Raw genomic sequence first — 25,725 nt, forward strand, 5'->3', positions numbered from 1 at the left:
ACCTCCTATTTAATCTATTATATAATAAATATTTTTTATTTTCTATTTTTTTAATAAATTTCTCCTTCAGAATAATTAATTGGATTTTTTATTATCTTTGTAAATGGATGTAAATTTTCAAATTCAATACTTGTCGTATCGGTGTTTGGAAATATTTCAGAAAAATCATTAGATATATACACATAATCATCTTCTTCTTTTTCTATTTTCACAGGCGTAAATTTAATAATATTGCCTTTCAAATATAATACACCATCGACACCATTTCTTTGAGTTATAGCTGTACTTGGTATTTTATAAGTTTCAAATTTGCCTAAGTTTAGTTTAATATCAAAAAATCTATTTTCTAAACTTTCTTCTATACCATCAAACAACTTAAAAACAATCAAATATCCCTTATCTAGAATTAAAATATCTTCATATATTGCTTGTAAAGTATCTGACTCTTTATTATTTTTTAAAATATTCAAACTAATTTGTTTTAATGCTTTTATATTAATTTGATTTAAGTCTTCAATATATGTCACAATATGATACATCTTATTATCGACATATTTTAATCCAGTCATTTTATTTAATTCTTTATTACCAATTAAAGTATCTAAATCTATCGATAAATTATTAATATCAAATAAATTTTCATAACCATCATAATAATTAACTATATATCCTGAATTGTCCATAAAAACAGAATGATTAGAAACATATGATTTTATATATTTTTCTAATACCTTACCATAGTCCTTACCCGGGTTTACTCCATTTATATAGTCTATATTTAAATTATTATAATCCTTATTAAAAATTTTTTCTTTTATAGAATTAAACTCATTTATATCTTTTGAATCTATATTCATTACAGAAACATTTAAAAGATTTTGTATTGCATTTAATGCCTCATTATTTTCTGTATTTTCAACTATATCTCCAACCCTATATATTTTAGAATTATCTTTTTCGACCTCTAAGCCGTTAAAATTATCCATTACAAATTCATTAAAAATTGCTATCGCTGGTAATTTAAGATCAATTTCTTCAACTATTGGATTTTGTATATTGTATAAGTTCTTTTCTCTTTTATTTTGTTGTATTATCTCTACTGTAAAAGAAATTAACATTAATATAACTACTACTATTATGAATAATGTTATTCCAAATTTTGATTTTCTTTTCATATTATCCTAAAATTCAAATTCATTTTTTCCAGATTTTGACATAAGAATTTCAACAGCCGTTGAAACGTCCATATTTTTATATAAAATATTATAAATAATATTGGTTAGAGGCATATATATATCTTTCTTTTTAGATATTTCATACAATGCCTTACATGTAGGTATACCTTCCACAACCATTCCAATATCTTTTTCTAAACTATCTATAGTGTGTCCTTGTCCTATTAATTCTCCCGCTTTACGATTACGAGAATGTTGGGACGTAGCCGTTACAATTAAATCACCAATTCCAGCTAAACCATATAAAGTAGTTCTATCTCCACCCATAGCTATACAAAACCTTGTCATTTCATGGATTCCTCTAGTTATCACAGCAGCTCTAGAATTATCTCCAAAATTTTTTCCATCAAGTATACCTACTCCAATGGCTAAAACATTTTTCACAGCTCCACCAAATTCTACACCTATCAAATCTTCATTAGTATAGACTCTTAAAGATTCACTTATCATTATATTTTGAATTTCTTTTGCTACATCAAAGTCTTTACTAGCAGCTACTAAAGATGTAGGTACGCCTTTTATTACTTCTTCTGCATGTGATGGACCTGAAAGCGCAACAAATTTATTTTCAGGAAGAAACTCCTTAAATATCTCTGAAATTCTAAGATCAGTATCCACCTCAATTCCTTTGGAAAGATTAATTATAATACTATCTTTAGAAAACTTTTCAGAATATTCTTCAAGCATAGATCTAATTTTTTGAGTTGGTACTGCATTTATTATATATTTATTATGCAATACATCTTCTATATTTGTATATGCTTTTATGTTGTCAGGTAATATATTTCCTTTTAAGTATTTTATATTCTGATGATTGTCATTTATAGATTTTGCATTTATTTCATCTCTTACATACATAAAAATATTATGATTTTTTGATAGTTCTTTAGAAATAGCTGTAGCCCAACTACCTCCACCTAGTACTGAAATATTCATCTTTTACCCAATCTTTCAATTTTATTTTCTTTACCTTTAAACAATCTTTTTACATTTTCTCTATGGCTATATGTAATTATTATAGCATTAACAATTAGCATGATTAACATAGGCAAATTATTATTTTTTATAAATTGATAAATAACCGCAGAATAAGTCAAAATCAAGGATGTTAATGACATTATTCTAAAAATGTAATTTAACGTGAAAAATTCTATTAATTGAATTATTACTATAATCGGAGATAGATATAGATTTACCATGATTGAACATGCAACTCCTTTTCCACCCTTAAAATTATAGTATATTGGCCAGATATGACCTATAACAACTACTACACCAGATATATACTTAGTAAATTCTGATGCTCCAACTGCTAATCCGACTTTATCAGCAATTAGCATTGCAAGTATAGTCTTTATAAAGTCTATACTCATTGCGAGTGCAGCATATTTAACTCCATATGCTCTAAAAGCATTTGTTGTTCCAGCGTTTCCACTTCCTTTTAATCTTATATCTTCTCTAAAAAAGTTCTTACTTATAATTATCGATCCTGATATTGATCCTAATAGATATACAAAAATTAAAATCAATATTGTTTTAATTATCATACATCAAATCTCCTACTTCTAACTTCTAAAGTTATAGGAACCCCTCTAAAATTAAAACTTTCACGTAATTTGTTTTCAATAAATCTTAAATATGAAAAATGCATCAATTCTTCATCATTTACATATATTAAAAACTTAGGTGGTCTCGTAGTTACTTGAGACATATAATAAATTTTAAGTCTTTTACCTTTTTTAGTCTTAGGAGGGTTAATTAACATAGCATCTCTCAGCATTGTATTTAGAAGGCCAGTAGGAACTCTAAAGCTATAATTTTCATCAACTTCATCTATCAAATCAAATAATTTATCAATCCTTTGTTTATCTTTCACAGATATAAATACTACAGGAGCATACAAAGTAAATGTAATTTTATTTCTAATATCTGCTTCAAAATCTCGCATTGTATTAGTTTCTTTTTCAATTAAATCCCATTTATTTACAACTATAATTGAAGCTTTATTGTTATTGTGAGCATATCCAATTATTTTTGTATCCTGCTCAGTCACTCCTTCAGCTGCATCAATGAAGAATAATACAATGTCAGATCTATCAATAGCATTTAGTGTACGAATAACTGAAAATCTTTCAACTCTTGAGTCTACTGACCTTTGTCTTCTCAGTCCTGCTGTATCGATAAATGTATATTTTTTATTATTTCTTTCAAATTCTGAATCGATAGAATCTCGTGTTGTTCCTGGAATATTTGATACAATAGATCTTTCTTCACCTATAATCATATTTATAAATGATGATTTACCAACATTTGGTTTTCCTATAACTGCTATATGTAGTCTATCATCATCTATTTCTTTTAAGGAATCATCAGGAAATCTATTTACAATTTCGTCAAGTAAATCCCCTAGTCCATAACCTTGCTCCGCAGATATAACTTGAATATCTCCAAAACCTAAAGTATAGAAATCATAAACTGATAAAGGTGTTTCTCGTGATTCTATTTTATTTACTACTATTATAATATCTCGACCTGATTTTCTTAATTTCTCAGAAATTAAACTATCTAAATTAGTAAGACCTTCTCTACCGTCTACTAAAAATAAAATTAAATCTGAAGATTGAATGGCAATATCAGCTTGAATTTCAATTTCTTTGTTGAAATCTCCACTATATTCTAATTCTAAACCACCTGTATCAACTAAAACAAAGTAGTTATTTTGCCACTCTACTTCACTATACAATCTATCTCTAGTAATCCCTGGGGTATCTTCAGTTATAGATAGTCTTTTTCCTACTAATTTATTAAATAATGTTGACTTACCAACATTTGGTCTACCTATAATACTTACTATTGGTCTTGCCATAAAAACTCCTTAGTATAAAGGGTATTTCTCTGTAAGATATTTTACCCTTCTTAAAATATTTTCTTTATCTTTTCTGTTTAATAAAACATCTGCTATCAGCATTCCAACTTCCCTCATATCTTCTTCTTTGAATCCACGAGTTGTCATCGCTGGTGAACCAATTCTTAAACCTGAAGTGATAAAAGGACTTTGTTTTTCATTTGGAATAGTATTTTTATTTGCAGTTATATTAACTTCATCAAGCATATGTTCAGCATCTTTTCCTGTTAATCCGATACTAGACACATCTAATAAAACTAAGTGATTATCTGTACCACCAGACACTATTCTAATTCCTTGTTCTAATAAAACTTCAGACATTGCTTTAGCATTCTTAAGAACTTGTTTTTGATATTTTTTAAATTCTGGTTGCATAGCTTCCTTAAACGCAATAGCTTTAGCTGCTATTATATGTTCTAATGGTCCTCCCTGTGTACCAGGGAAAATAGCTTTGTTAACCTGTTTTTGATATTCTTCTTTCATAAGAATAAAAGCTCCTCTTGGACCTCTTAAAGTCTTATGAGTAGTTGAAGTCACTATATCTGCATGTGAAACTGGTGATGGATGTAAACCTGCAGCAACAAGTCCTGCGATATGTGCCATATCAACCATAAATATAGCTCCTACTTCATCAGCTATTTCCTTAAACTTATTAAAATCAATTATTCTTGAATAAGCACTAGCTCCAGCAAGTACTACTTTTGGTTTTTCTCTTAAAGCTATATTATAGACATCGTCATAATTTATCATTTCAGTTTTTTTATCAACACCATAATGAACAAAATCAAAATATGAACCTGAAATTGAAACTGGTGATCCATGAGTTAAGTGTCCACCTTCAGCTAAATTCATTCCTAAAACTTTATCTCCTGGATTTAATAAAGCGAAGTATACACCTAAATTTGCACTTGAACCACTATGTGGTTGAACATTAGAATATTCTGAACCAAATAATTTGTTCAATCTGTCTATTGCAGTTTGTTCAATTATATCAATATATTCGCAACCACCATAGTATCTTCTACCTGGATATCCTTCAGCATATTTATTAGTTAAAATAGATCCTGCAGCTTCAAGTACTGATTTTGAAACAAAGTTTTCGGAAGCTATTAATTCAATATTGTTTTCTTGTCTTTCTGTTTCTTTTAAAATAGTATCATATATTTCCGGATCAAATTTCTTTATATTTTCCATATTAAAAACCTCTAAATTCTGTAATTGAAACTAGTTCTTCCTTACCTTTTTTCTTATCAACTATAGATAAAATTAAATATGAGCTGATAAGTGCAACTATTCCTATCAAAAATGATATCAATTCACTAGGATTTTCTCCTTGCACTGCATTTCCTATAACTATACCAATAACCAACATTATAAGTGGTAATAAATAGATTAATGCTGATGTTGATAATAATTTATTTGTTGCAAATTCAATGTTTACTGGATCTCCTACTTCACCATTTATTGTATTTTTCACTTTAACATAATGATGATTATCTTGTTTCATATGATTACCAGTTCTTGTAAGTGCACCACATCCACAACTTGTTCCACAAGCTTCTGATTTTGCAACCATTACAAGAGCTGTATCGTCTTTTACTTCTGTTATAATACCTAATTTATTCATAATTTCCCTAATCTATATTTTTAATATTTAATTCTTTCAATTGCTCTTCATCAACTACTGTTGGTGCTTCAGTTAACAAGTCAGAAGCTGATTGTGTTTTTGGAAAAGCAATTACATCTTTAATATTATCTTTATTTAATAATGTCATTACTAATCTATCTAATCCATATGCAATACCACCATGAGGAGGTGTTCCATATGCAAGGGATTCTACAAAGAATCCAAATTTTCTTTCAATATCTTCCTTAGTTAATTTTAAGGCCTTAAACATTCTATTTTGAAGTTCTGAATTATTTATTCTTATAGATCCACCAGCTATTTCATCCCCATTTATAACTAAGTCATAAGCCTTAGCTCTCATGCTTTCCGGATGAGTTTCTAAAAATTCAATGTCTTCATCTACTGGATGTGTGAAAGGATGGTGTTTAGCAACATATCTTTCTTCTTCCTCATCATATTCAAACATTGGGAATTCATTTATCCAAGTTATAGCAAAATCATTTTTATCAAATTCAAGATTTTCATCTGCTATCATAGTTCTAAGAGAACCCATAAGTTCTAAAACTCTTGGTTCTTTGTCAATTATTATTAAAGCTAAGTCTCCATCTTGTAATTTTAATTTTTCAATTAATTTTGAATTGAACTCTTCATTTAAAAATTTATTTATTGAAGAATTAATTTCTCCATTCTCTAATCTAAACCAAATTAAACCACTAGCTCCCATACCTTTTACTACAGATGTTAATTTGTCGATTTTCTTTCTTGAATATTTTTCACTTAATGAATTGAAATTAATCGCTTTAATTTTCTTTCCATCAGCTACTGAATCCTTAAAAAGATTGAAATCTATAAATTCTGATAAATCTGAAATGTCTTGAATTTCAAATCCATATCTTAAATCAGGTTTATCTGAACCATATTTACTCATAGCCTCATCAAAGCTCATTCTGTTGAAAGGTAACTCTAAATCAATATTCTTTACTTTTTTGAATATATGTTTAACCAAATTTTCATTTAATTCTATTACATCTTCGATATCAACAAAACTCATTTCTAAGTCTACTTGTGTAAACTCTGGCTGTCTATTCGCTCTTAAATCTTCATCTCTAAAGCATTTTACAACTTGATAATATCTATCCGTTCCACCAACCATTAACATTTGTTTGTATAATTGAGGGGATTGAGGAAGTGCATAATAAGTATTTTTGTTTATTCGTGAAGGTACTAAATAGTCTCTAGCGCCTTCAGGAGTTGGTTTTCCTAAAAAAGGTGTTTCAACTTCTATAAAACCATTATCATATAGAAAATCTCTAAAAGCTTTAACGATTTCTGCTCTCTGTCTTAAGGTCTTTTGCATAGATGGTTTTCTAAGATCTAAATATCTATATTTTAATCTCATTTCTTCTGAAACATTATCACCATCCTTTATATATATTGGAGGTGTTTTTGCGCTATCATATAAAACTAATTCATCTACAATTATTTCAATATCACCAGTTAATATATCTGGGTTCTTACTTTCTCTTTCTTCAACATTACCTTTTATGCCAATTACATATTCTGATTTTAATTCTTTAGCTTTTAAGTAAAGTCCTTCATTATCTTCTTTCTTAAAAACTATTTGAGAGATACCAGTTTTATCTCTAATATCTATAAAAAGCAACGGGCCTAAATCACGAGTTTTAGATACCCATCCATTTAATACAACAGTTTCTCCAATATTTTCTTTTCTAAGTTCTCCACAAAAATGCGTTCTTTTCATAATTATTCCTCTTCCCTTATCCATGGATTATTTTGTTTTTCATGCTTTATAGTTGTACTTCCACCATGTCCTGGTAAAAGTATAGTTTCGTCATCAAATTTACTATACACAATATTTAGAATTGAACTTTTTAAGTCCTCAAATTTAGCACCATATATATCTGTTCTACCAATTGATTCTCTAAAAATTAAATCCCCAGAAAATATTAATTTATTTCCTAATTTATACATAAGATGATCATATGAATGACCAGGTGTATAATAATATTCAAAAATGTCAAAATTCCCTTCTTCACCCTCAAGATAAATATCTGCATGAGTACTTATATCTGGTATATCTGAATATTTGAAACTCATATTAATTCTTGAATCTTCTAGATAATCTTTTGAATTCTTATGTGCTACAACTTTAACTCCATATTTTTCTCTCCAAAAATCAAGTGAGAGTATATGATCCCAATGACCATGTGTAAGCATTAAATACTTTATTTTTAAGCCTTCTTCTTCAATTTTATCAATAAAAGGCTTTGTCTTTGAAGATGCATCTATAATCCAAGCATCTTTGGTATCTTCGTCCCATATTAAATAAGTGTTTGTGCTTGCAGGACTATTATTATCTTGCATAATTTTTAGTGACATATAATCTCCTAATAAATTTTACTTGAATCTAGCTGTATAGTTACTGGTCCATCATTTACAAATTCTATCTGCATATCTGCACCAAATACACCAGTCTCTACAATTTTTATATTTTCTTTTACCTTATCAATAAATTTTTCATAAAAGTATTCACCTTTTTTAGAATCTGCTGAGTTAGTAAAACTTGGTCTATTACCTTTTCTAGCATCTCCATATAATGTGAATTGTGAAACTATCATAATCTCTCCATCTATATCTTTAATGGATAAATTCATTTTATCTTCACTATCGCTAAATATTCTAAGTCCTAAAGTTTTCTTTGCTATATATTCCAAATCTTCGTATTCATCACTTTTTTCTATTGCAAGTAATACAAGCATTCCTTTATTAATTGATGAATATAATTTGTTGTCAATATATAAATTTGATTTTGTTACTCTCTGTATAATAGCTCTCAAAATTACTCCCTATAAACTTCTAATGTACCGTCTGTTTTTCGAATTAAATACAATATTTTTTTAATTTCTTCTGTAGATTTAACATGTATTGTTAAACTAATATTTACAGTAGTATCACTATTTATTCTAGAATTAATTCCTGCAATATTATATCCTTCTTTAGATAAAACACGTGTCAATTCAGCTAAATATCCTGGTTTATCATTTGCAGTGATATTTACAACTACATAGAAAGAAGAATTTGAACTTTCATTCCAGCTAACTTTTATAAGTCTTTCTTTATTCTTAGCATTTTTTATATTCATACATGTCTTTCTATGAACTGTAATTCCATGGCCCGTAGTTATATAACCTACTACATCATCTCCAGGTACTGGATTACAACATTTAGCAAATTTAACATCTAGATTTGTTAAATTATCGATAATTATGCCATCGGATAAATTATTTCTAACTTCATTATTAACTTCAACATTTTTTATATTATCTACATTTTCTTCAGTTTCTTCTTCTTTAATTTTATATTTTTCATTGTATCTTGATTCTAAATGTTTCATCATAGTATTTACATTTAAAGAACCATAACCTATTGAATTATATAAATCTTCTATATTGTTTTTCTTGTACTTTTCTACTAAAAAGTTTAGGGATTCGGTGTCCAATATTTTTGAAATATCATATCCTTTTTTACGAGCTTCTTTTTCAAGTAAATCTCTTCCAGATTCGATATTTTTATCTTTATCTCTCTTCTTAAAAAAAGCTTTAATTTTATTTTTAGCATGAGAAGATACAACAAAATCTAACCAATCTATATTTGGTCCTGTTGAATTATTTGACGTCAATATATTTACTATGTCACCCGTTTTGAGTTTATAAGATAGTGGAACCATTTTACCATTTACTTTTGCCCCAACAGTTTTATTTCCAACTTCTGAATGCACTCTAAATGCGACATCAACTGGTGTTGAATCCTTTGGTAAATCAATCACATCACCCTTTGGTGTAAATACATATACCTCGTCATTGAATAAGTCTCCTTTAAATGAGTCCATAAATTCATAAGCAGAAGTATCCTTACCCCATTCTATCAGCTGTCTAATCCAATTTAATCTATTATCAAAATTTGAAGCTTTCTTTTTATTTTCTTTATATTGCCAATGATTTGCAATACCAAATTCTGCATTTTTGTGCATTTCTTCAGTACGAATTTGAATTTCAAATATTTGACCTTTTTCACCAATAACAGTTGTATGCAATGATTGATAAAAATTTGGTTTTGGCTTAGCAATATAATCTTTGAATCTGCCAGGAATCGGTTTCCACATATTATGAACTATACCTAGAACTGCATAACATTGATTTATATCTTGTACAATAATTCTAACTGCAATTAAATCAAATATATTATCAATTGTAGTGTCTTGTTTTTTCATTTTATTGTATATACTATAAATTCCTTTTGGTCTTCCTGTTATAGAATATTTAAAATTAAACTTATCTAATTCATTCGATATTTTTTCTATAATATGTTCTATTACTTTTTCTCTTTCAGATCTTTTTTGATCAATTTGTTGAGCAACATTATAATAAGAAACAGGATCTATATATCTTAAACATAAATCTTCAAGCTCCCATTTTATAGTATTGATACCAAGTCTATGTGCGATTGGTACATAAATAGTTAAAGTTTCATTTGCTGTAGATATTTGCTTTTCACGAGTTTTATATTCTAAAGTTCTCATATTGTGTAATCTATCAGAAAGTTTAATAATAATAACTCTGATATCATTTGCCATAGCAAGGACCATTTTTCTGATACTTTCAATTTGAGCTTCTTCTTTAGTTTTATATTGTAAGTTTTTAAGCTTAGTTACACCATCAACTAAAGCTGTAATTTCCTCACCAAACTCTTCAACCATCTCTTCTCGTGTATAATCCGTATCTTCTAGTACATCGTGCATAAGTCCTGCACATATCGTTTCATCATCCATTTCTAATGATGCTAATATTATCGAAACTTCAACAGGATGAACTATATATGCTTCACCAGAATTACGTACTTGTCCCTCATGTTTCTCTTTAGCCAAATTAAAAGCTTTTGTTATAAGAGCAACATCAGGATTTTTATTGTATTTTTTTATTGAATTAAGTAATCTTTCTAACATAGTATCATCCTCTAAAAATTAATAATCATCTTATAGATAATATTTCTAATTGAATATTTGTATATCCATTAAATGTATTAAGACCAATTTTATAAGCTATGTCTATATTTTGACCTTTTAATTTCTCTAGATCATCAGTATCTTTAATATTATCTTTATTTAATATTTTTACATAATCTTCAAGCTTAAAACCAACAGCTTGGTGAGTATCTGTCCCATCAGATAATACAAGTCTAAGCACATTTCTATTAACACCTAAAATACTTGCATTAACTACATTTACATTTTTTGTAGCAAATATAGGACTTCTAAATCCAAATCCATAAGGTTCTAAAAACTCAATCTCTTTTATAATTTCTGATTTTATTTGACTAAATTTCAATGTCAAATCAATTTCTATTTCCTTCATGAAATCTTTTGATTGTAAGTGACTATTATCTAATAAACTTTTATAAATATAAGCCAATTTATTTTTTTCTAAAGTCAATCCACATGCCATTTCATGACCACCAAAGGCAACATAATCGTCTCTAAATTGATTTAATCTTTCAAACATATTATACGCCTTTATACTTCTTCCCGAACCTTTTATTAAACCATCTTCAGTAGCATCTGTCAGTATTAATGTTGGTTTATTATATCTATCTTTAATTCTTCCTGCTACTAAACCACATATTGATTCATGAATTGAATTTTCATATAGTACAATTATATCATTTTTATCAATATTTTCATCTTCTATTCTTGAAATTGCAAGTTCAACAGAATCTTTTGTCATTTTTTTTCTTTCATTATTTAATTCAACAAGAGCACTTGCGTATTCTTTTACAATTTCAATATTTTCTTCTAAAAATAATTCAACGCCAAGTTTTGCAGTATATATCCTACCTGAAGCATTGATAGTAGGACCTATTAAAAATCCAACTGTATAAATATCTACATCCTTAGTCCAATTCATTTCATTTAATAGAGCATCTACACCTAAATTATTTCTGAAATTTAATTGTTTTAAACCTTCAATAACTACAATTCTATTTTCATTTATAATTGGCATCATATCACAAATTGTTCCAAGTGCTGCAAATTGGACAAGAGATTCAACTGAACTTCTATCAAATCCAAGCATATTTCCATACATAATTTGTATAGATTCTATAAACTTATATGCAACTAAAGCTCCACATATCATCTTGAAAGGATACTTATCTTCTCTTTGATGGGGATTTATAATAGCATCTGCATTTGGTAAATACTCAATATTATCTTTAACTACAATTTCATGATGATCAGTTACTATCACAGTTAAACCCTTATCTTTTGCATACTGAATTGTGTCAAGAGCGGCTATACCATTATCACACGTTATTATAAGTCCTATTCCATCTTCACATGCTTTATCTACAATACTATTATTAATTCCATAACCATCTTCTATGCGATCTGGTATTGAATAATAAACTTCATCATAAATAAATTTTAATCCTTTATATAATATTACTGTTGCGGATACTCCATCTTGATCGTAATCACCTACAATCAAGATCTTTTGACCTTTTCTCATAGATTCTAATATTACATCTACACCTTTTTCCATATCTTTCATAAGAAGGGGTGAATGCATATTTTTCATTAATGGATTCAAAAAAGTATTCAGACTATACTCATCCACAGTATCTCTATTGGCCAATATAATTTTCTGAATTGTTGAAAACTCACTCATATCTTTTATTAAATTGTAATTTGTTGCATTTTGCATTAAATACCAGTTTTCCATAATACCTATCTCTATATATGAAAAAATGAAAAGTTAAAAACTTTCCATTTTTACTTATTTAAAATTCTTAAAAATAAACAACTATCTTGGATCTACTAAGATTTGTCTATAATCAGTACCAGTTGATTCTCCAACTACTCCAAGTAAAGCTAACTGATTCATAATTTCTGTAGCTCTTCCTTCTGAAAGTCTAAATGTATTTGAAATTTCTTTTACTGAAGCTTTATCTTCTATTACTATAAATTCATACACATCTTCAAGTAATAAATCATATTCAATTTCTTCATTTATATTAGATTTAAGTTCATCTAATTTATCTGAAAATCTTTTATCATTTCCATATGGTAGTGGTTGTACTGGTACATTTTGAAATTCTGAATTTACACCTTCATTTGATTGTTTTGTTGGATCTTCTACATAACTTAGAGCTTGTTTTAAAAATTCAATTTGTGTATTCCCAGATTGTATAACAAATGAATCTGCTTTTAATTCGACTATTTTACCCCTAACTCCACCTCTTGTAACTATTTGATCTCCTACTTTCAATTCATTCATAGTATCTTGGAATTTTTTTTGTTGTTTCTTTTGTGGTCTAATCAACATAAAATAAAACACCCCAAAAACTAACGCCATCATAACAAGTGAAGGTAAAATACTTCCTACTCCTTGTTGTTGTGCTGCTATTATATACATTTAATCCTCCTTTGTATATCCATATTTTTTATAAAATTCTTCTTTATATTCTAAAAATCTGTCTTCTAAAATTGATTGTCTTATATTATCCATTAAATGCGTTAAGAAATATAGATTGTGATATGTTAGAAGTCTTGAAGCCAATATTTCATTTGCATTATTTAAATGTCTAATATAGGCTCTTGTAAAGTTCTTACAAGTATAACAATCACATTCATGATCAACTGGTGTAAAGTCTTCCCTATATTTTGCATTTCTTATATTTAACTGTCCTTCAGAAGTTAAAGCTGCACCATTTCTAGCAATACGCGTAGGAAGAACACAATCTGCCATATCAATTCCAGCTTCTACTGATTCGAAAAGATAATCTGGAGTTCCTACTCCCATATTATATCTAGGTTTATTTTCTGGAAGTAATGGAGTTGTGTATCTTAACATTTCAATCATTTCTTCTTTTGTTTCACCAACAGATAGACCACCTATTGCATAGCCATCAAGATGTTCATCTCGTTTAATAGTTTCTTCTACAGACTTTTGTCTTAAGTCTTTAAACAATCCACCTTGTACTATTCCAAATAATGCTTGATTCTCATTTGTATGTGCTTTTATACATCTATCAAGCCATCTTAATGTCATCTCAAGAGACTTGGCTACATATTCTTTAGTAGCATCTGCAAATACACATTCATCAAATGCCATCATTATGTCTGAACCAAGATTTTGTTGAATAGATATAGATTTCTCAGGTGTAATGAAATGTTTTGAACCATCGTAATGAGACTTAAACTCTACTCCTTCTTCTTGAATTTTATTAATATCTCCAAGAGAAAAAACTTGAAATCCACCACTATCTGTTAATATTGGTCTATCCCAATTCATAAATTTGTGAAGACCACCTGCTTTCTTTATTAATTCATCTCCAGGTTTTAAATACAGATGATATGTATTTCCAAGTATAATTTGAGCTCCTAACTCTTTTAAATCATCTGGGGTCATAGTTTTAACTGTAGCTTTAGTACCTACAGGCATAAAAATTGGTGTTTGAATATCACCATGTGGAGTATGAATAACCCCTACCCTAGCTTCACATTGTGAAGACTTTTTTATTAATTCATATTTTAATGCTTGCATATATCTCCTACTTAATTAACATTGCATCTCCAAAACTAAAAAATCTATAATTGTTTTTCTTAGCTTCTTCATATGCTTCTAATATTCTTTCTCTATCGTATAATGAACTAACTAACATAATCAAAGTAGATTTTGGTAAATGAAAGTTTGTAATCAAATTATCTACAACTTTAAATTCATATCCTGGATAGATAAATATATCTGTCCAATCGGCGTCCGGTTTTAATTCACCAAATTTAGAAGCTATAGATTCAAGTGTTCTTATAGAAGTAGTTCCTACCGCTATAACATTACCTCCATTATCCTTTGCATTTTTAATTATTTCATAATTTTGTGTGTCTAATATGTAATATTCACTATGCATTTTGTGATTTTCAATTTTATCATCACTTACTGGCTTAAATGTTCCAAGTCCTACATGTAATGTTACATATGCAATATCTATACCTTTTTCACGTATTTTATTTAATAATTCTTCTGTAAAGTGCAAACCAGCAGTAGGTGCTGCTACAGAACCGTCAAGCTTTGCGTATACAGTTTGATATTTTGATTTATCTTCTAAACGCTCTGTTATATATGGTGGTAGAGGCATATTCCCAATTTCTTCAAGAATCTCTTTAAATATTCCTTCATATTCAAATTCAATAATTCTATGCCCTTCTTCAGTTATATCTACTACTAATCCTGTTAATTTATCACTAAATACTATTTTCGTAAATATTTTCATTTTTCTACCTGGTCTTACCAAGCATTCCCACTTATTATCTTTAATATTTTTAAGTAGTAATACCTCAATTGACTCTTCTTTTCCCTCTCTACTACCATATAATCTTGCAGGTATAACTCTTGAATTATTTACAACTAATACATCGCCGGGATTTAAATAGTCAATTATATCGTAAAAATGTTTGTGCTCTATTGTATTGTTTTCTCTATCTAATACCATTAATTTAGATTCCGATCTTTTATCTTCTGGATGTTGAGCAATAAAAGAAGGATCTAATTCATAATCAAAATCATTTGTATTCATCAATCTTCCTTGTATATAATTCCATAATGTTCATAAGCTTTTTTTGAAAGTACTCTTCCTCTTGGAGTTCTATTAATAAATCCAATTTGCAGTAAATATGGCTCATATACTTCTTCAATAGTTATAGATTCTTGACCCGTTGCTGCTGCAATAGTATCAAGGCCTACTGGACCACCACCAAAATTTTCTGCAATCGTATGAACAATTTTTTTATCTAATTTATCAAGTCCTAATTCATCAATTTCTAAAAAATTTAAAGCTTCTTTTGAAATTTCATGGGTGATTACACCATCCCCCTTGATTTGAGCATAATCTCTTACTCTTTTTAATAATCTATTAGCTATACGTGGTGTACCTCTAGATCTTCTTCCAATCTCATTTGCTGCTTCTAATTCAATATCAACTTCTAATATCTCTGCAGATCGAGAAACAATAGTTGCTAAATCTTTCACCTTGTATAGATCTAGTTCAAGCATTACACCAAATCTATCACGCAATGGTGATGAGAGCATACCTGATTTAGTAGTTGCACCTATCATTGTAAAATGCTCAAGATCTATTCTCAATGATTGTGCAGAAGGACCTTTTCCAACAATTATATCCAGCGCAAAATCTTCCATTGCGGGATATAAAACTTCTTCTACTGATTTATTAAGTCTATGAATTTCATCAATAAATAAAACATCATATTTATCAAGATTTGTTAGTATAGCAGCTAAATCACCCGGTCTTGAAATTGCAGGTCCAGATGTAACCTTAACTTTAACACCTAATTCATTTGCAATTATATGAGATAAAGTTGTTTTACCCAATCCTGGAGGTCCTTGTAATAGAACATGATCAAGAGAATCATTTCTTTTTTTAGCGGCTTCTATAAAAATTGATAACTTATCTTTAGCTTTATCCTGACCAATATATTCTCTAAGCCATCTAGGTCTAAGTGAGTATTCAGTTGTTTCTTCATCATCAATTTGTACTGATCCAACAATTCTATTTTCTGACATTTTCTCCTCTTAATATTTCTAATATTAAACTATATAAACTTTGACTGTATATTTTATATTCTCTTAAGTGCAGATTTAATTATATCTGAAAGCTTCATATCTGTAGTGTCTATATCCTTAAGAGCTTTTTTTGCATCTATATTATTATAACCTAAATTAATAAGCGCTTCTACTGCAACCTTATAATTCTCATCTTTTTCAACTATCTGAGTATGTTCTTCTTTTCCAGATAAAGACTCAATATCAATAGAATCAGTAAGTTCTAATATAATTCTTGAAGCACTTTTTTTACCTATTCCTGGTGCTTTTGTTATAGTCTTATAATCATTATTAACAATCGCAAGTTTCAATTCGAAAACTGATAATGTTGAAAGTATTGAGTTCGCCGCTTTAGGACCAATTCCCGATACATTATTTAAACTTAAAAACATTTCTAAATCCTCAATTTCATCAAAACCATACAATGTTACTGAATCTTCTCTCACTACAAATTCAGTAAACACTTTTCTAGTTTCATTAAGAACAAATTTAGAAATGCTTCTTGCTGGCATAAATATTTTATAGCCAATATTATTATTTTCTAAAACTATATAATCTTCACGTATAAATTTAACTTCACCAATAATATATGAAAACATCTTTACTCCATCTTATATAAATCTTTTAATTTCCCGCTAAAACTATGACATATAGCAATAGCTAGTGCGTCTGCTGCGTCATCAGGTTTTGGAATGTCTTGTAAATTTAAAATTCGCTTTACACTCTCTTGAACTTGTTTTTTAGTAGCTCTTCCATATCCTGTAAGTGCAGTTTTAATTTGTAAAGGTGTATATTCAAATATATCAAGATTATTAATTTTACCTGCTAGAATTTCGACTCCTCTAGCTTGACTAACCGCCATAAATGTTTTTGTGTTTTTTTCATGAAATAATTTTTCATAACAAACTTCATCTGGCTTATATTCTTTTATAATTTGGTTTAATTCATTAAAAATAATTTCTAATCTAATCGCTGTACTTGTGTTAGCCTTTGTTTGAATACTCCCGTATTCTAACATCTTGATTTTACTACCTTCTTTTTCTATTATACCATATCCCACGATAGCATAACCAGGGTCAATTCCTAATATTCTCATATATTACCTATTGGTATCTTCCTAATACTTGATCATTGAGCGAATACCAAAATTGATTGAAATAAGCTTCTTGTAACGCTCTATTCACATAAAATTTCGCTTTAGAGTAAAAATGTTGCAATTCTTTTATAGTTAAATTTTTTCCTTCTAATGTCATTATCTCACTATTGGAATAATCAACTACTATTTGTTTATCCATATAAAAATTGACTCTGAAAAACTTTTTCTTAACATATTTATCCATAAAGCAATAAGTATGGTATTCATTTTCTGATAATACTTTTGATTTAAGTAATTTTTCTTTAACATTTTCCTTAAATTTGAGTATATCTCTATCCTCCGAATTATGAAACAGAGTATTCATTTCTTTAAGTTGATTTGGACTATATTTTTTTAATGCTAACACTTCTAATTTATCAATTAATTTGTCATATGTAATAGCATTTCTATATGCTTTTATGGTAAATGCTAACTCGAGTCTATTAATATCGTCACCTATTAATTTATTTACAGCATCTACAATAGATCTTTTGTCTTTTCGTCCTCTAATACTTCGTCTAAGTCCTGTCAATAAAGCTTTGGTTACAGTGTATTTAGGAACAAGGCCTTCACCTATGTATCTGTTCTCTAACCAAGATAATAACAAGAAAATTGAATCTGCATCATCATTGTACAAAAACTGATATTCAAGACTATCTTCGAAATTTGTTTTCTTTTCTTGCATATTACCTCCCTTACATTAGTAACCATTTCGTAACTAAAATTATACTATATTAGATTATATATTTCCATTAAAAAAATAAAAAACGATGCAAATATAGCTCAAAAAAAACATGAAAATTTTTCATATTTTCTACATTTATTGATTACATCTTAATTATGTATCATTATTTAAAAATTAAATATTTTAAATTTTTTAGATATTTATATTTATTTTTTTTTACATTTAGATCGAATGTATATTTTATGTAAAATATAGTTAGATTTATTTATAATAAAAATATAATATGAGTTTAAATAAACTTTATTTTAAAAATGTAAATAAAAAACGAAGGTATACAAAATCTACTTATGATAAAGTATAACCTTCGTCTAAAAAATTTATATTCTTATTTTATTGATTTATCAATAATATCCTTTAATATAGATACTGATTCATTCATTCTTTCTTGTTCATTATCCGTTAATGGAATTTCTAAAACATTTTTTACTCCATTTGCATTAATTATTGCCGGTACTCCTACATAAATATCTTCATGTCCATATTCTCCACGTAAATATGCAGAAACAGAATAAATGCTATTCTCATTATTTAATATAGCTTTTGTTAAATTAGCTAATGCTGCTGCTATACCATAAAAAGTTGCACCTTTTTTATTTATAATTTCATATGCTGCATTACGGACTTTAGTGAAAGAATTCAATAAGCTATTTTCATCAACATCATTGTGTTTAACCCATTCATCGATAGGAAGGCCACCAATATTTGCATGAGACCAAACGGCAAATTCACTATCTCCATGTTCTCCCATAATATAAGCATGAACTGATCTTGGATCAACCTTTGAAAGTTCAGCTATTTCTTTTCTCAATCTTGATGAGTCTAACATTGTACCTGTACCAATAACTCTATTTGCATTAAATCCACTATATTTCCATGTAGCATAAGTTAAGATATCTACCGGGTTTGATGCTACTACAAATATACCATTAAATCCAGAGCTTACAACACTAGTTACAATTTCTTTTAATATCTTTAAATTCTTTTCTACTAAGTCTAATCTTGTTTCACCAGGTTTTTGTGGTAAACCTGCAGTGATAACAACAATATCTGCATCTTTACAATCATCATAGCTTGCAGCATAAATATCTTTAGGCGCTGTAAATGAAAGCGCATCGGATAAATCCATTGCATCGCCTTCAGCCTTATTTTTATTTACATCAATAATACCTAGTTCTCTACCAACTCCAAGCAATGTTAATGCAAATGCATATGATGATCCAACAGCCCCATCTCCTACTAAAATAATTTTATTTTTCATAACATCTCCCCTTTATAATATTTACTTATATTATACATCAAAAATTTATATTATAGTGTGATTTGTGATACATTTATCAATAATATATTATATATTTATAAATTATTCCAAAAATAGTAATTAAATTAAATGAATAAATCTATCTATATTAATTATTTTATAAATTTTTGATTTTAGGAACTACCATATCATATATTATTTTTAATATAATTGCATTTATAACCGCTTCTATTAACACTTTTAAGGCTCTAACTGATAATAGCGTTAAATAATTGATTCTTTGTAATTGACTAAGCCATAAAGTGTTTAAAAGTAAATGAACACCTAAATATACTAAAACTGTTCCTATAAGCAAATTAACTATATCTAGTTTTTCTCTATTTTTCATTAATAAAACACTTACAAGTCCTGGTAATAGACCTTGCAACATTGAGCTTAATGTAAATCCAAGATGATATGTACCCATTGGATTTATCATCACTCCAACTAAATCTGCAACTATACCAGTAAGAGCTCCTGCAAATGGACCGAACATGTATCCTGATAACATTATGGGAAGTGTTCCAAATCCAATTCTAAGACTTTCTGTCAACATCACTGATAAAAATCTTGTTAAAACAATTGAAACAGCAGCAAGTATCGCTGAACTTACAAGTATTTTTGTGCTCATTCCCTTTTTCATAATATATCCTCCATAATATATTAATTAAATTTCAAATGTATATAGCATAGTTGTTTGACGGCTATATACAAGTTTGATACTATCAATTATAATTTACTAAAGGAATATTTACAAGTGAGGTGTCAATTGAATAACAAATTAAATAACTTAAAAAATTATGATGAATGCTTAGATTGGATATATTCTAGAGGATCCACAAAAGGTAAACATAGCTTAGAAAATATTAGAAGATTACTTGATGTTTTTGACAATCCACAAGATAAAATTAAAGTAATTCATGTAGCGGGTACAAATGGTAAAGGATCTACAAGTCAATATCTTGCATCTGTACTTTCAGAAACTGTAAAATGTGGATTGTTTATTTCTCCGTATATGGAAAGTATACTTGAATCGATTTCTATAAATGGCCAACAAATTTCTGAAGAAAATTTTATAGCATATATTAATAAATTAATTCCAATAGTTGAAAATTTAGATACTGAAGGATATCACAATACCTATTTTGAAGTTCTTACTGCCATTATGTATATGTATTTTTCTGATAATAATGTTGACATAGCAGTTGTAGAAGTAGGTCTTGGGGGATCCTTAGATTCCACTAATATTATAAAAAAACCTATCGCTTCTGTAATATCAACTATATCCTATGATCATATTAATGTACTAGGAAATACTATAGAAGAAATTGCAGAAAACAAAGCTGGAATAATTAAAGATGGATCACCAGTATTTGTTTATCCTCAAGAATATAGTGGTGCAATGAATTCTATTGAAGAAAAATCTACTTTAGAAAAAAGTAAAATTTATACATTTTCAAAAGAAGAAATTACCGATGTTACGCTAAATTCAGAATTTAATCAATTTTCCTTTAGAAATTTTAAAGATATTAAAACGAAACTCATTGGAGTACACCAATTATATAATGCTTCATTGGCACTTATGGTTTTAAATTATTTCAAAGATGAATTTAATTTAACTGATGATATTATCAAAAAAGGAATACTTAAAACACAAAATCATGGAAGACTTGAATTGATTCATAAAAATCCTAATGTAATAGTTGATGGAAGTCATAATGACGAAGCCATAGATGCTCTTATTGAATCACTTAAAACATATGACTATGATAGATTAATAGTTGGATTTAGTATACTTAAAGACAAAGACTTTGAATATATTATATCTAAACTAGCAACTGTCGCTGATAAGATTATAATTACCAATATTGATAATCCAAGAGCATTTAAGCTAGAAGATTTAAAGACAGAAGTTGAAAAAAAGTTCAACGATGTCACCTCTATTGAAAATAGGATTGAAGCATATGAATATTCGAAATCTATTGCAAAAAATAATGATTTAGTACTTTGGTGTGGATCACTTTATTTAATAAGAGAATTTATCGTATATGAAAAAAATAATAATTCCATTTGATTTTTTTATCACAATTTACTAAAATAGTATATAAAAATTAAGGAGTATTATGATGAACAATAAAACATTAAAATTAGCTCAAAGCGTTGTATTTATCGCTTTGACCTATATCGCTTTTACATATTTTCAAATAAAAATACCTGTTCCTGGAAGCGGGAATTTCACATCAATTCATTTTGGGAATATATTTTTAGTCCTTGCTGCCCTATTGATAGGTGGCGTATATGGTGGTATTGCAGGAGCAATCGGTATGACTCTAGCAGATTTAATGGACCCGGTATATGTATTAGTTGCACCAAAAACATTTGTACTAAAACTTTGTATAGGATTGATTGTTGGTTTAGTTGCTCATAAATTGAAAAAAATAAATCATTCAAATGATATGAAATATATTATGAAATGGTCAATAATAGCTTCAATTTGTGGAATGTCATTCAATGTTATAGCTGATCCTCTAGTAGGATATTTTTACAATTTATATCTTCTAGGACAACCAGTAACATTTGCATCTGCTCTTGCAAAATTATCAGCTGGAGTTACCCTATTCAATGCTGTATTAACTGTTATAATTGCAAATATTATTTTTAGAGCTGTGTATCCAATTTTGAAAAAGAATAAATTGATTTAGTTTTTAATTAAAATTTATTATAAATAAAACATAATCTCTGCAACATATTTTAATTATATGCATATTTACAAAAATAATATTTTATACGATATATTTTATAAAAAATATTTATTTAAAATATTTGACATTAAAAATATATTATGCTAATATTTATATGTTGCTATTAAATGGCGGTGTAGCTCAGTTGGCTAGAGCATACGGTTCATACCCGTAGTGTCAGCAGTTCAAATCTGTTCACCGCTACCATATGCGGAAGTGGCTCAGTGGTAGAGCATCGCCTTGCCAAGGCGAGGGTCGCGAGTTCGAATCTCGTTTTCCGCTCCAAAGCAAAAGCATCAATATATATATTGATGCTTTTATTTATATCTATATGTGTCATTAGCTCAGCTGGATAGAGCGTCTGGCTACGGACCAGAAGGTCGAGGGTTCGAATCCTTTATGACACACCATATATACGATATCTAAAAGAAGCATTAAGATTTAATGTTTCTTTTTTTTTTATAATTTTATGAAATCAATTGTATCATGCTTTTAAGACAACTTATAGCTTTTTTTGCGTATATTTCATTGTTAATATTCTATCCTTTATTTGTATTGAAAACATTTTCATTATATATTATCATTATATTAGAATATATTTATAGGGGGTATATATGTTACTAAAAGATAAAGTTGCAATTATTACTGGCTCAACTAGAGGAATAGGAAATGCTATCGCTAAAGAATTCTTAAAAAATGGTGCCATTGTAGTTGTATGCGGTTCAAGAGAAAGTTCTGTACAAAAGGCTGTTGAAGCATTGAGAACTGAATTTCCTGAATCAAAAATAGATGGTAGATGGCCAGACTTATCTAAATACGAAGATTTAGAAGATTTAACTAAATCAATTAAAGAAAAATTCGGTCGATTAGATATAATGGTAAATAATGCAGGTATTAGTGATGATATATCTACTTTTGACAAAGATCCTGTTGAATTTGCAAAACTCATAGATCTAAATATAAACTCAGTATTCTATGGTTGTAAAGCTGCTTCAATAGTTATGAAAGAGCAAGGAGAAGGCTGCATTATCAATACTTCTTCAATGGTAAGCAAAAACGGTCAAACTACTGGTGTATCATACCCTACTTCTAAATTTGGAGTAAATGGTTTAACTATTTCTCTTGCAAGAGAATTAGGACAATATGGTATTAGAGTAAATGCAGTAGCTCCTGGAATTATAAATACAGATTTAATGCAAGCTGTTCCAAAAGAAGTTATAGAACCTCTAATAGATGCTATACCTCTTAAAAGAATTGGTCAACCTTCCGATATTGGTAAAGGTTGCGTGTTTTTAGCAAGTGATTTGGCTTCATATGTTACAGGGGAAATCCTTCATGTTGACGGTGCAATGACAGTATAATTTATAATATAATTGAAACTTCAGTAAATTTAAATATTAATACAAAAGGTGATGATCAGAATAGATTTTGAACTGACCCCAAAAAGTTGGACCTAAAAATAACTTTGAGGAGGTCAGTTTTTAGTACCATAAATAGTGTAAGAAAGAAAATTATTTCTATCTTGCACTATTTTTGTATAATGAAGGAGTAGTATGACGAGTCAGTTTTAGGGTTAAAATATCCGTCATAAAAACAGTCAACTACCTCTTCATTATTCATATTCGGTTAAGCAGGTTGGGCAAAACGTCCGTGTCACGAGCTAAAATGAGTGTAATGGTGCAGGTAGAAACTACAAATTAAAAGAAAGAGGGTAATAAAATGATATCTATAGGAATAGATATAGCAAAAGAAAAGTTTACAGTCTGTGCACTAGAACAAGGTAGCAAAATAATTTGGAAGCCTTTTGATGTTCATCTTAAGAAAACAAAAGTAGAAGAATTTTTAAAGAAACTAAATACTTTAGATGAAGAAGTAAAAATAATCATGGAAGCAACAGGGAAATACCATCTTCCAATCCTCTATGAATTAAAAGACAAAGGATACTTTGTAAGTGTAGTAAATCCTTTAAAAATGAAACAGTTTTGTCGAGTACTTAACTTTAGAAAATCTAAAAATGATAATATAGATACCATACAAATAGCTGAATATGGCTTGATGTATTGGAAAGAATTACAAGAATACAAAGTAGATTCAGAAAGTTTTAGAGTCCTAAAAGAATTAAACAGATCCTATCAGCACTATATGGAATTAAGAATCAATCAAATGAACTTCATAGACCTAACAATAGGCCAAACATTTCCAGGAATAAAAAAACTAATTCCACATAGATCTAATGATTTTTCAAAAGACAAGCTATTAGACTTCTTAGAAATATGGTGGCACAAAGACCTAGTATTAGAAAAACCAGAAGAAAAATTCATAGAAGATTTTAAAAACTGGGCAAAAGAAAAGAGATACCATCCTAATGCTAATAAAGCTAAATCCATATACAAGCTTGCAGAGGAGAGTATCTCAACTCAACCTTCTAGTAGCTCATATATAAAGACTAGCATACAAGAAGGAATAGAATTGATAAAACATATAAATCAAATTCTACATACTATTCTATCACAAATGATAGAAATTGCCGAGCCTTTAGAAGAATATCAAGAAGCAAAGCAATTTTCAGGAATATCAGATAAATTAGCAGTGCAAATTACAGCAGAATTTGGAGACTTATCAAAATTTAAAAACAAAAAAAGTTTAATATCCTTTGTAGGAATAGATTCACCGCCATATGAGTCAGGGAATTTTAAAGCAGACCAGAGAAAAATAACAAAAAGAGGCAATGCAATACTAAGAAAAGTAGGTTATCAAGCTATGAAATGCATGATGAGCGCTAAAGATCCTGAAAATGATATATATCTGTATATGGTAAAAAAAGAAAAAGATGGAAAAGCTAAAAAAGTATGTAAATTTGCAGGATTAAATAAATTCTTAAGAATATACTATGCAAAAGTTATGGCATCAAAACAAGAAAAGATGTTGTTAAAAGTAGCCTAGAATTAACATTGCTATAGTTGAAATAAGCCGATAATAACCGGCTTATTTGTTGTGCTCAAATTTAAACTCTAAATATCAAGGAGAAAGAAAAATTAATTTATCTTTTCTCCTTGACTTTTGTTAGCAGGTTTTCATGACAAAATATAGTACAGAATTTAAGATAAAAGTTGTTAAATCATATCTAAATAACGAAGGAGGATATGAAACTTTAGCTAAAAAATATGATATAAATGGTGCATCAATAATTGAAAGATGGGTAAATTCATACAAAACTCAAGGATATGAAGGTCTAAAAATTTCTAGAAAAAATAATAATTACTCTTTCGAATTTAAGAAAAATATAGTAAAGTTGTACTTAACAGGAGAAATGTCATATCAATCACTTGCTAATCAATTTAATATT

The 25,725-nt window shown here is 28.3% G+C and carries 25 protein-coding genes and 3 tRNA genes; 8 read left to right on the forward strand and 20 right to left on the reverse strand.

Annotation, left to right across the window (positions count from 1 at the left end):
• Positions 1-50: 50 nt before the first annotated feature.
• The 20 genes from G534_RS0100475 to G534_RS0100570 all read right to left on the reverse strand — a co-directional run bounded on the left by G534_RS0100475 (position 51) and on the right by G534_RS0100570 (position 20,281).
• Positions 51-1,175, reverse strand: a complete 1,125-nt coding sequence (locus tag G534_RS0100475) for a biotin/lipoyl attachment domain-containing protein (RefSeq protein ID WP_027347375.1) — start codon at positions 1,173-1,175, stop codon at positions 51-53.
• Between the two features lie 6 nt (positions 1,176-1,181).
• Positions 1,182-2,171 (reverse strand): NAD(P)H-dependent glycerol-3-phosphate dehydrogenase, encoded by a 990-nt coding sequence (locus G534_RS0100480; RefSeq protein WP_027347376.1) that lies wholly within the window; start codon positions 2,169-2,171, stop codon positions 1,182-1,184.
• Entirely contained in the window at positions 2,168-2,782 is a 615-nt protein-coding gene (gene plsY / locus G534_RS0100485) for a glycerol-3-phosphate 1-O-acyltransferase PlsY (RefSeq protein ID WP_034595790.1), read from the reverse strand. Before plsY ends, G534_RS0100480 begins: the two co-directional genes overlap by 4 nt.
• Positions 2,779-4,101 (reverse strand): ribosome biogenesis GTPase Der, encoded by a 1,323-nt coding sequence (gene der, locus G534_RS0100490; protein WP_027347378.1) that lies wholly within the window; start codon positions 4,099-4,101, stop codon positions 2,779-2,781. The genes plsY and der overlap by 4 nt, the downstream gene beginning before the upstream one ends.
• A 9-nt stretch (positions 4,102-4,110) precedes the next feature.
• Positions 4,111-5,334: a serine hydroxymethyltransferase gene (gene glyA / locus G534_RS0100495; RefSeq protein WP_027347379.1), complete on the reverse strand. Its 1,224-nt coding sequence runs from the start codon at positions 5,332-5,334 to the stop codon at positions 4,111-4,113.
• A 1-nt stretch (position 5,335) separates the two neighbouring features.
• Positions 5,336-5,767, reverse strand: a complete 432-nt coding sequence (locus tag G534_RS08285) for a SoxR reducing system RseC family protein (protein ID WP_051177358.1) — start codon at positions 5,765-5,767, stop codon at positions 5,336-5,338.
• Positions 5,768-5,774: 7 nt separating this feature from the next.
• Positions 5,775-7,529 carry an aspartate--tRNA ligase gene (aspS, locus tag G534_RS0100505; protein ID WP_205617651.1) on the reverse strand — a complete coding sequence of 585 codons (1,755 nt, stop codon included), beginning with the start codon at positions 7,527-7,529 and terminating at the stop codon, positions 5,775-5,777.
• A gap of 2 nt (positions 7,530-7,531) precedes the next feature.
• Positions 7,532-8,167, reverse strand: coding sequence for an MBL fold metallo-hydrolase (locus G534_RS0100510; RefSeq protein WP_027347381.1), 636 nt, complete (start codon positions 8,165-8,167; stop codon positions 7,532-7,534).
• Between the two features lie 8 nt (positions 8,168-8,175).
• Entirely contained in the window at positions 8,176-8,625 is a 450-nt protein-coding gene (dtd, locus tag G534_RS0100515) for a D-aminoacyl-tRNA deacylase (protein WP_027347382.1), read from the reverse strand.
• Between the two features lie 2 nt (positions 8,626-8,627).
• The gene (locus G534_RS0100520; RefSeq protein ID WP_027347383.1) at positions 8,628-10,790 is read right to left on the reverse strand and encodes a RelA/SpoT family protein; all 2,163 of its coding nucleotides are present in this window, start codon (positions 10,788-10,790) and stop codon (positions 8,628-8,630) included.
• A 25-nt stretch (positions 10,791-10,815) separates the two neighbouring features.
• Positions 10,816-12,564: a single-stranded-DNA-specific exonuclease RecJ gene (gene recJ / locus G534_RS0100525; RefSeq protein WP_027347384.1), complete on the reverse strand. Its 1,749-nt coding sequence runs from the start codon at positions 12,562-12,564 to the stop codon at positions 10,816-10,818.
• Positions 12,565-12,645: 81 nt separating this feature from the next.
• Positions 12,646-13,257, reverse strand: a complete 612-nt coding sequence (gene yajC, locus G534_RS08480) for a preprotein translocase subunit YajC (RefSeq protein WP_084509967.1) — start codon at positions 13,255-13,257, stop codon at positions 12,646-12,648.
• Complete coding sequence (gene tgt, locus G534_RS0100535; protein ID WP_027347385.1) at positions 13,258-14,388, reverse strand: tRNA guanosine(34) transglycosylase Tgt; 1,131 nt, start codon at positions 14,386-14,388, stop codon at positions 13,258-13,260. It abuts the gene before it with no gap.
• Positions 14,389-14,395: 7 nt separating this feature from the next.
• Positions 14,396-15,418: a tRNA preQ1(34) S-adenosylmethionine ribosyltransferase-isomerase QueA gene (gene queA / locus G534_RS0100540; RefSeq protein ID WP_027347386.1), complete on the reverse strand. Its 1,023-nt coding sequence runs from the start codon at positions 15,416-15,418 to the stop codon at positions 14,396-14,398.
• Positions 15,418-16,422: a Holliday junction branch migration DNA helicase RuvB gene (gene ruvB, locus G534_RS0100545; protein WP_027347387.1), complete on the reverse strand. Its 1,005-nt coding sequence runs from the start codon at positions 16,420-16,422 to the stop codon at positions 15,418-15,420. Before ruvB ends, queA begins: the two co-directional genes overlap by 1 nt.
• A gap of 53 nt (positions 16,423-16,475) precedes the next feature.
• A complete protein-coding gene (gene ruvA, locus G534_RS0100550) occupies positions 16,476-17,060 on the reverse strand; it encodes a Holliday junction branch migration protein RuvA (protein WP_027347388.1) in 585 nt (194 codons plus the stop codon).
• A gap of 2 nt (positions 17,061-17,062) precedes the next feature.
• Positions 17,063-17,557: a crossover junction endodeoxyribonuclease RuvC gene (gene ruvC, locus G534_RS0100555; RefSeq protein WP_027347389.1), complete on the reverse strand. Its 495-nt coding sequence runs from the start codon at positions 17,555-17,557 to the stop codon at positions 17,063-17,065.
• Between the two features lie 7 nt (positions 17,558-17,564).
• Positions 17,565-18,281 (reverse strand): hypothetical protein, encoded by a 717-nt coding sequence (locus G534_RS0100560; protein WP_027347390.1) that lies wholly within the window; start codon positions 18,279-18,281, stop codon positions 17,565-17,567.
• A 385-nt stretch (positions 18,282-18,666) separates the two neighbouring features.
• On the reverse strand, positions 18,667-19,599 hold the full coding sequence (locus tag G534_RS0100565; RefSeq protein WP_027347391.1) for an L-lactate dehydrogenase: 933 nt from the start codon (positions 19,597-19,599) through the stop codon (positions 18,667-18,669).
• 157 nt (positions 19,600-19,756) lie between these two features.
• The gene (locus G534_RS0100570) at positions 19,757-20,281 is read right to left on the reverse strand and encodes a folate family ECF transporter S component (RefSeq protein ID WP_027347392.1); all 525 of its coding nucleotides are present in this window, start codon (positions 20,279-20,281) and stop codon (positions 19,757-19,759) included.
• Between the two features lie 126 nt (positions 20,282-20,407).
• On the opposite strand from G534_RS0100570, the gene G534_RS0100575 reads away from it, so the two are divergent.
• From G534_RS0100575 to G534_RS0100610, 8 genes are all read left to right on the forward strand, one after another.
• Positions 20,408-21,712 (forward strand): bifunctional folylpolyglutamate synthase/dihydrofolate synthase, encoded by a 1,305-nt coding sequence (locus G534_RS0100575; RefSeq protein ID WP_027347393.1) that lies wholly within the window; start codon positions 20,408-20,410, stop codon positions 21,710-21,712.
• Positions 21,713-21,764: 52 nt separating this feature from the next.
• Positions 21,765-22,340 (forward strand): ECF transporter S component, encoded by a 576-nt coding sequence (locus G534_RS0100580; RefSeq protein ID WP_027347394.1) that lies wholly within the window; start codon positions 21,765-21,767, stop codon positions 22,338-22,340.
• A gap of 169 nt (positions 22,341-22,509) precedes the next feature.
• Positions 22,510-22,586, forward strand: a tRNA-Met gene (locus tag G534_RS0100585).
• Positions 22,587-22,589: 3 nt separating this feature from the next.
• Positions 22,590-22,664, forward strand: a tRNA-Gly gene (locus G534_RS0100590).
• Between the two features lie 48 nt (positions 22,665-22,712).
• Positions 22,713-22,789 (forward strand) — tRNA-Arg (locus G534_RS0100595).
• Between the two features lie 204 nt (positions 22,790-22,993).
• The gene (locus tag G534_RS0100600; RefSeq protein WP_027347395.1) at positions 22,994-23,740 is read left to right on the forward strand and encodes an SDR family NAD(P)-dependent oxidoreductase; all 747 of its coding nucleotides are present in this window, start codon (positions 22,994-22,996) and stop codon (positions 23,738-23,740) included.
• Positions 23,741-24,098: 358 nt separating this feature from the next.
• Positions 24,099-25,322 carry an IS110 family RNA-guided transposase gene (locus tag G534_RS0100605; RefSeq protein WP_027347396.1) on the forward strand — a complete coding sequence of 408 codons (1,224 nt, stop codon included), beginning with the start codon at positions 24,099-24,101 and terminating at the stop codon, positions 25,320-25,322.
• Positions 25,323-25,455: 133 nt separating this feature from the next.
• Positions 25,456-25,725, forward strand: a 270-nt coding sequence (locus tag G534_RS0100610) for a transposase (RefSeq protein WP_027347397.1), incomplete at its 3' end; no start/stop codon positions are given.

The sequence above is a fragment of the Helcococcus sueciensis DSM 17243 genome (genome assembly GCF_000423145.1).
Classification (GTDB): domain Bacteria; phylum Bacillota; class Clostridia; order Tissierellales; family Peptoniphilaceae; genus Helcococcus; species Helcococcus sueciensis.

What these genes read in the sequence shown, in the direction of transcription:
- aspS (WP_205617651.1), bottom strand. Translation starts at nt 7,529, where the DNA reads ATGAAAAGAACGCATTTTTGTGGAGAACTTAGAAAAGAAAATATTGGA.
- G534_RS0100480 (WP_027347376.1), bottom strand. Translation starts at nt 2,171, where the DNA reads ATGAATATTTCAGTACTAGGTGGAGGTAGTTGGGCTACAGCTATTTCT.
- der (WP_027347378.1), bottom strand. Translation starts at nt 4,101, where the DNA reads ATGGCAAGACCAATAGTAAGTATTATAGGTAGACCAAATGTTGGTAAG.
- G534_RS0100475 (WP_027347375.1), bottom strand. Translation starts at nt 1,175, where the DNA reads ATGAAAAGAAAATCAAAATTTGGAATAACATTATTCATAATAGTAGTA.
- ruvA (WP_027347388.1), bottom strand. Translation starts at nt 17,060, where the DNA reads ATGTTTTCATATATTATTGGTGAAGTTAAATTTATACGTGAAGATTAT.
- G534_RS0100570 (WP_027347392.1), bottom strand. Translation starts at nt 20,281, where the DNA reads ATGAAAAAGGGAATGAGCACAAAAATACTTGTAAGTTCAGCGATACTT.
- G534_RS0100580 (WP_027347394.1), top strand. Translation starts at nt 21,765, where the DNA reads ATGAACAATAAAACATTAAAATTAGCTCAAAGCGTTGTATTTATCGCT.
- G534_RS08285 (WP_051177358.1), bottom strand. Translation starts at nt 5,767, where the DNA reads ATGAATAAATTAGGTATTATAACAGAAGTAAAAGACGATACAGCTCTT.
- G534_RS0100600 (WP_027347395.1), top strand. Translation starts at nt 22,994, where the DNA reads ATGTTACTAAAAGATAAAGTTGCAATTATTACTGGCTCAACTAGAGGA.
- yajC (WP_084509967.1), bottom strand. Translation starts at nt 13,257, where the DNA reads ATGTATATAATAGCAGCACAACAACAAGGAGTAGGAAGTATTTTACCT.
- tgt (WP_027347385.1), bottom strand. Translation starts at nt 14,388, where the DNA reads ATGCAAGCATTAAAATATGAATTAATAAAAAAGTCTTCACAATGTGAA.
- recJ (WP_027347384.1), bottom strand. Translation starts at nt 12,564, where the DNA reads ATGGAAAACTGGTATTTAATGCAAAATGCAACAAATTACAATTTAATA.
- plsY (WP_034595790.1), bottom strand. Translation starts at nt 2,782, where the DNA reads ATGATAATTAAAACAATATTGATTTTAATTTTTGTATATCTATTAGGA.
- G534_RS0100510 (WP_027347381.1), bottom strand. Translation starts at nt 8,167, where the DNA reads ATGTCACTAAAAATTATGCAAGATAATAATAGTCCTGCAAGCACAAAC.
- G534_RS0100565 (WP_027347391.1), bottom strand. Translation starts at nt 19,599, where the DNA reads ATGAAAAATAAAATTATTTTAGTAGGAGATGGGGCTGTTGGATCATCA.
- queA (WP_027347386.1), bottom strand. Translation starts at nt 15,418, where the DNA reads ATGAATACAAATGATTTTGATTATGAATTAGATCCTTCTTTTATTGCT.
- G534_RS0100520 (WP_027347383.1), bottom strand. Translation starts at nt 10,790, where the DNA reads ATGTTAGAAAGATTACTTAATTCAATAAAAAAATACAATAAAAATCCT.
- G534_RS0100605 (WP_027347396.1), top strand. Translation starts at nt 24,099, where the DNA reads ATGATATCTATAGGAATAGATATAGCAAAAGAAAAGTTTACAGTCTGT.
- ruvB (WP_027347387.1), bottom strand. Translation starts at nt 16,422, where the DNA reads ATGTCAGAAAATAGAATTGTTGGATCAGTACAAATTGATGATGAAGAA.
- G534_RS0100560 (WP_027347390.1), bottom strand. Translation starts at nt 18,281, where the DNA reads ATGCAAGAAAAGAAAACAAATTTCGAAGATAGTCTTGAATATCAGTTT.
- glyA (WP_027347379.1), bottom strand. Translation starts at nt 5,334, where the DNA reads ATGGAAAATATAAAGAAATTTGATCCGGAAATATATGATACTATTTTA.
- ruvC (WP_027347389.1), bottom strand. Translation starts at nt 17,557, where the DNA reads ATGAGAATATTAGGAATTGACCCTGGTTATGCTATCGTGGGATATGGT.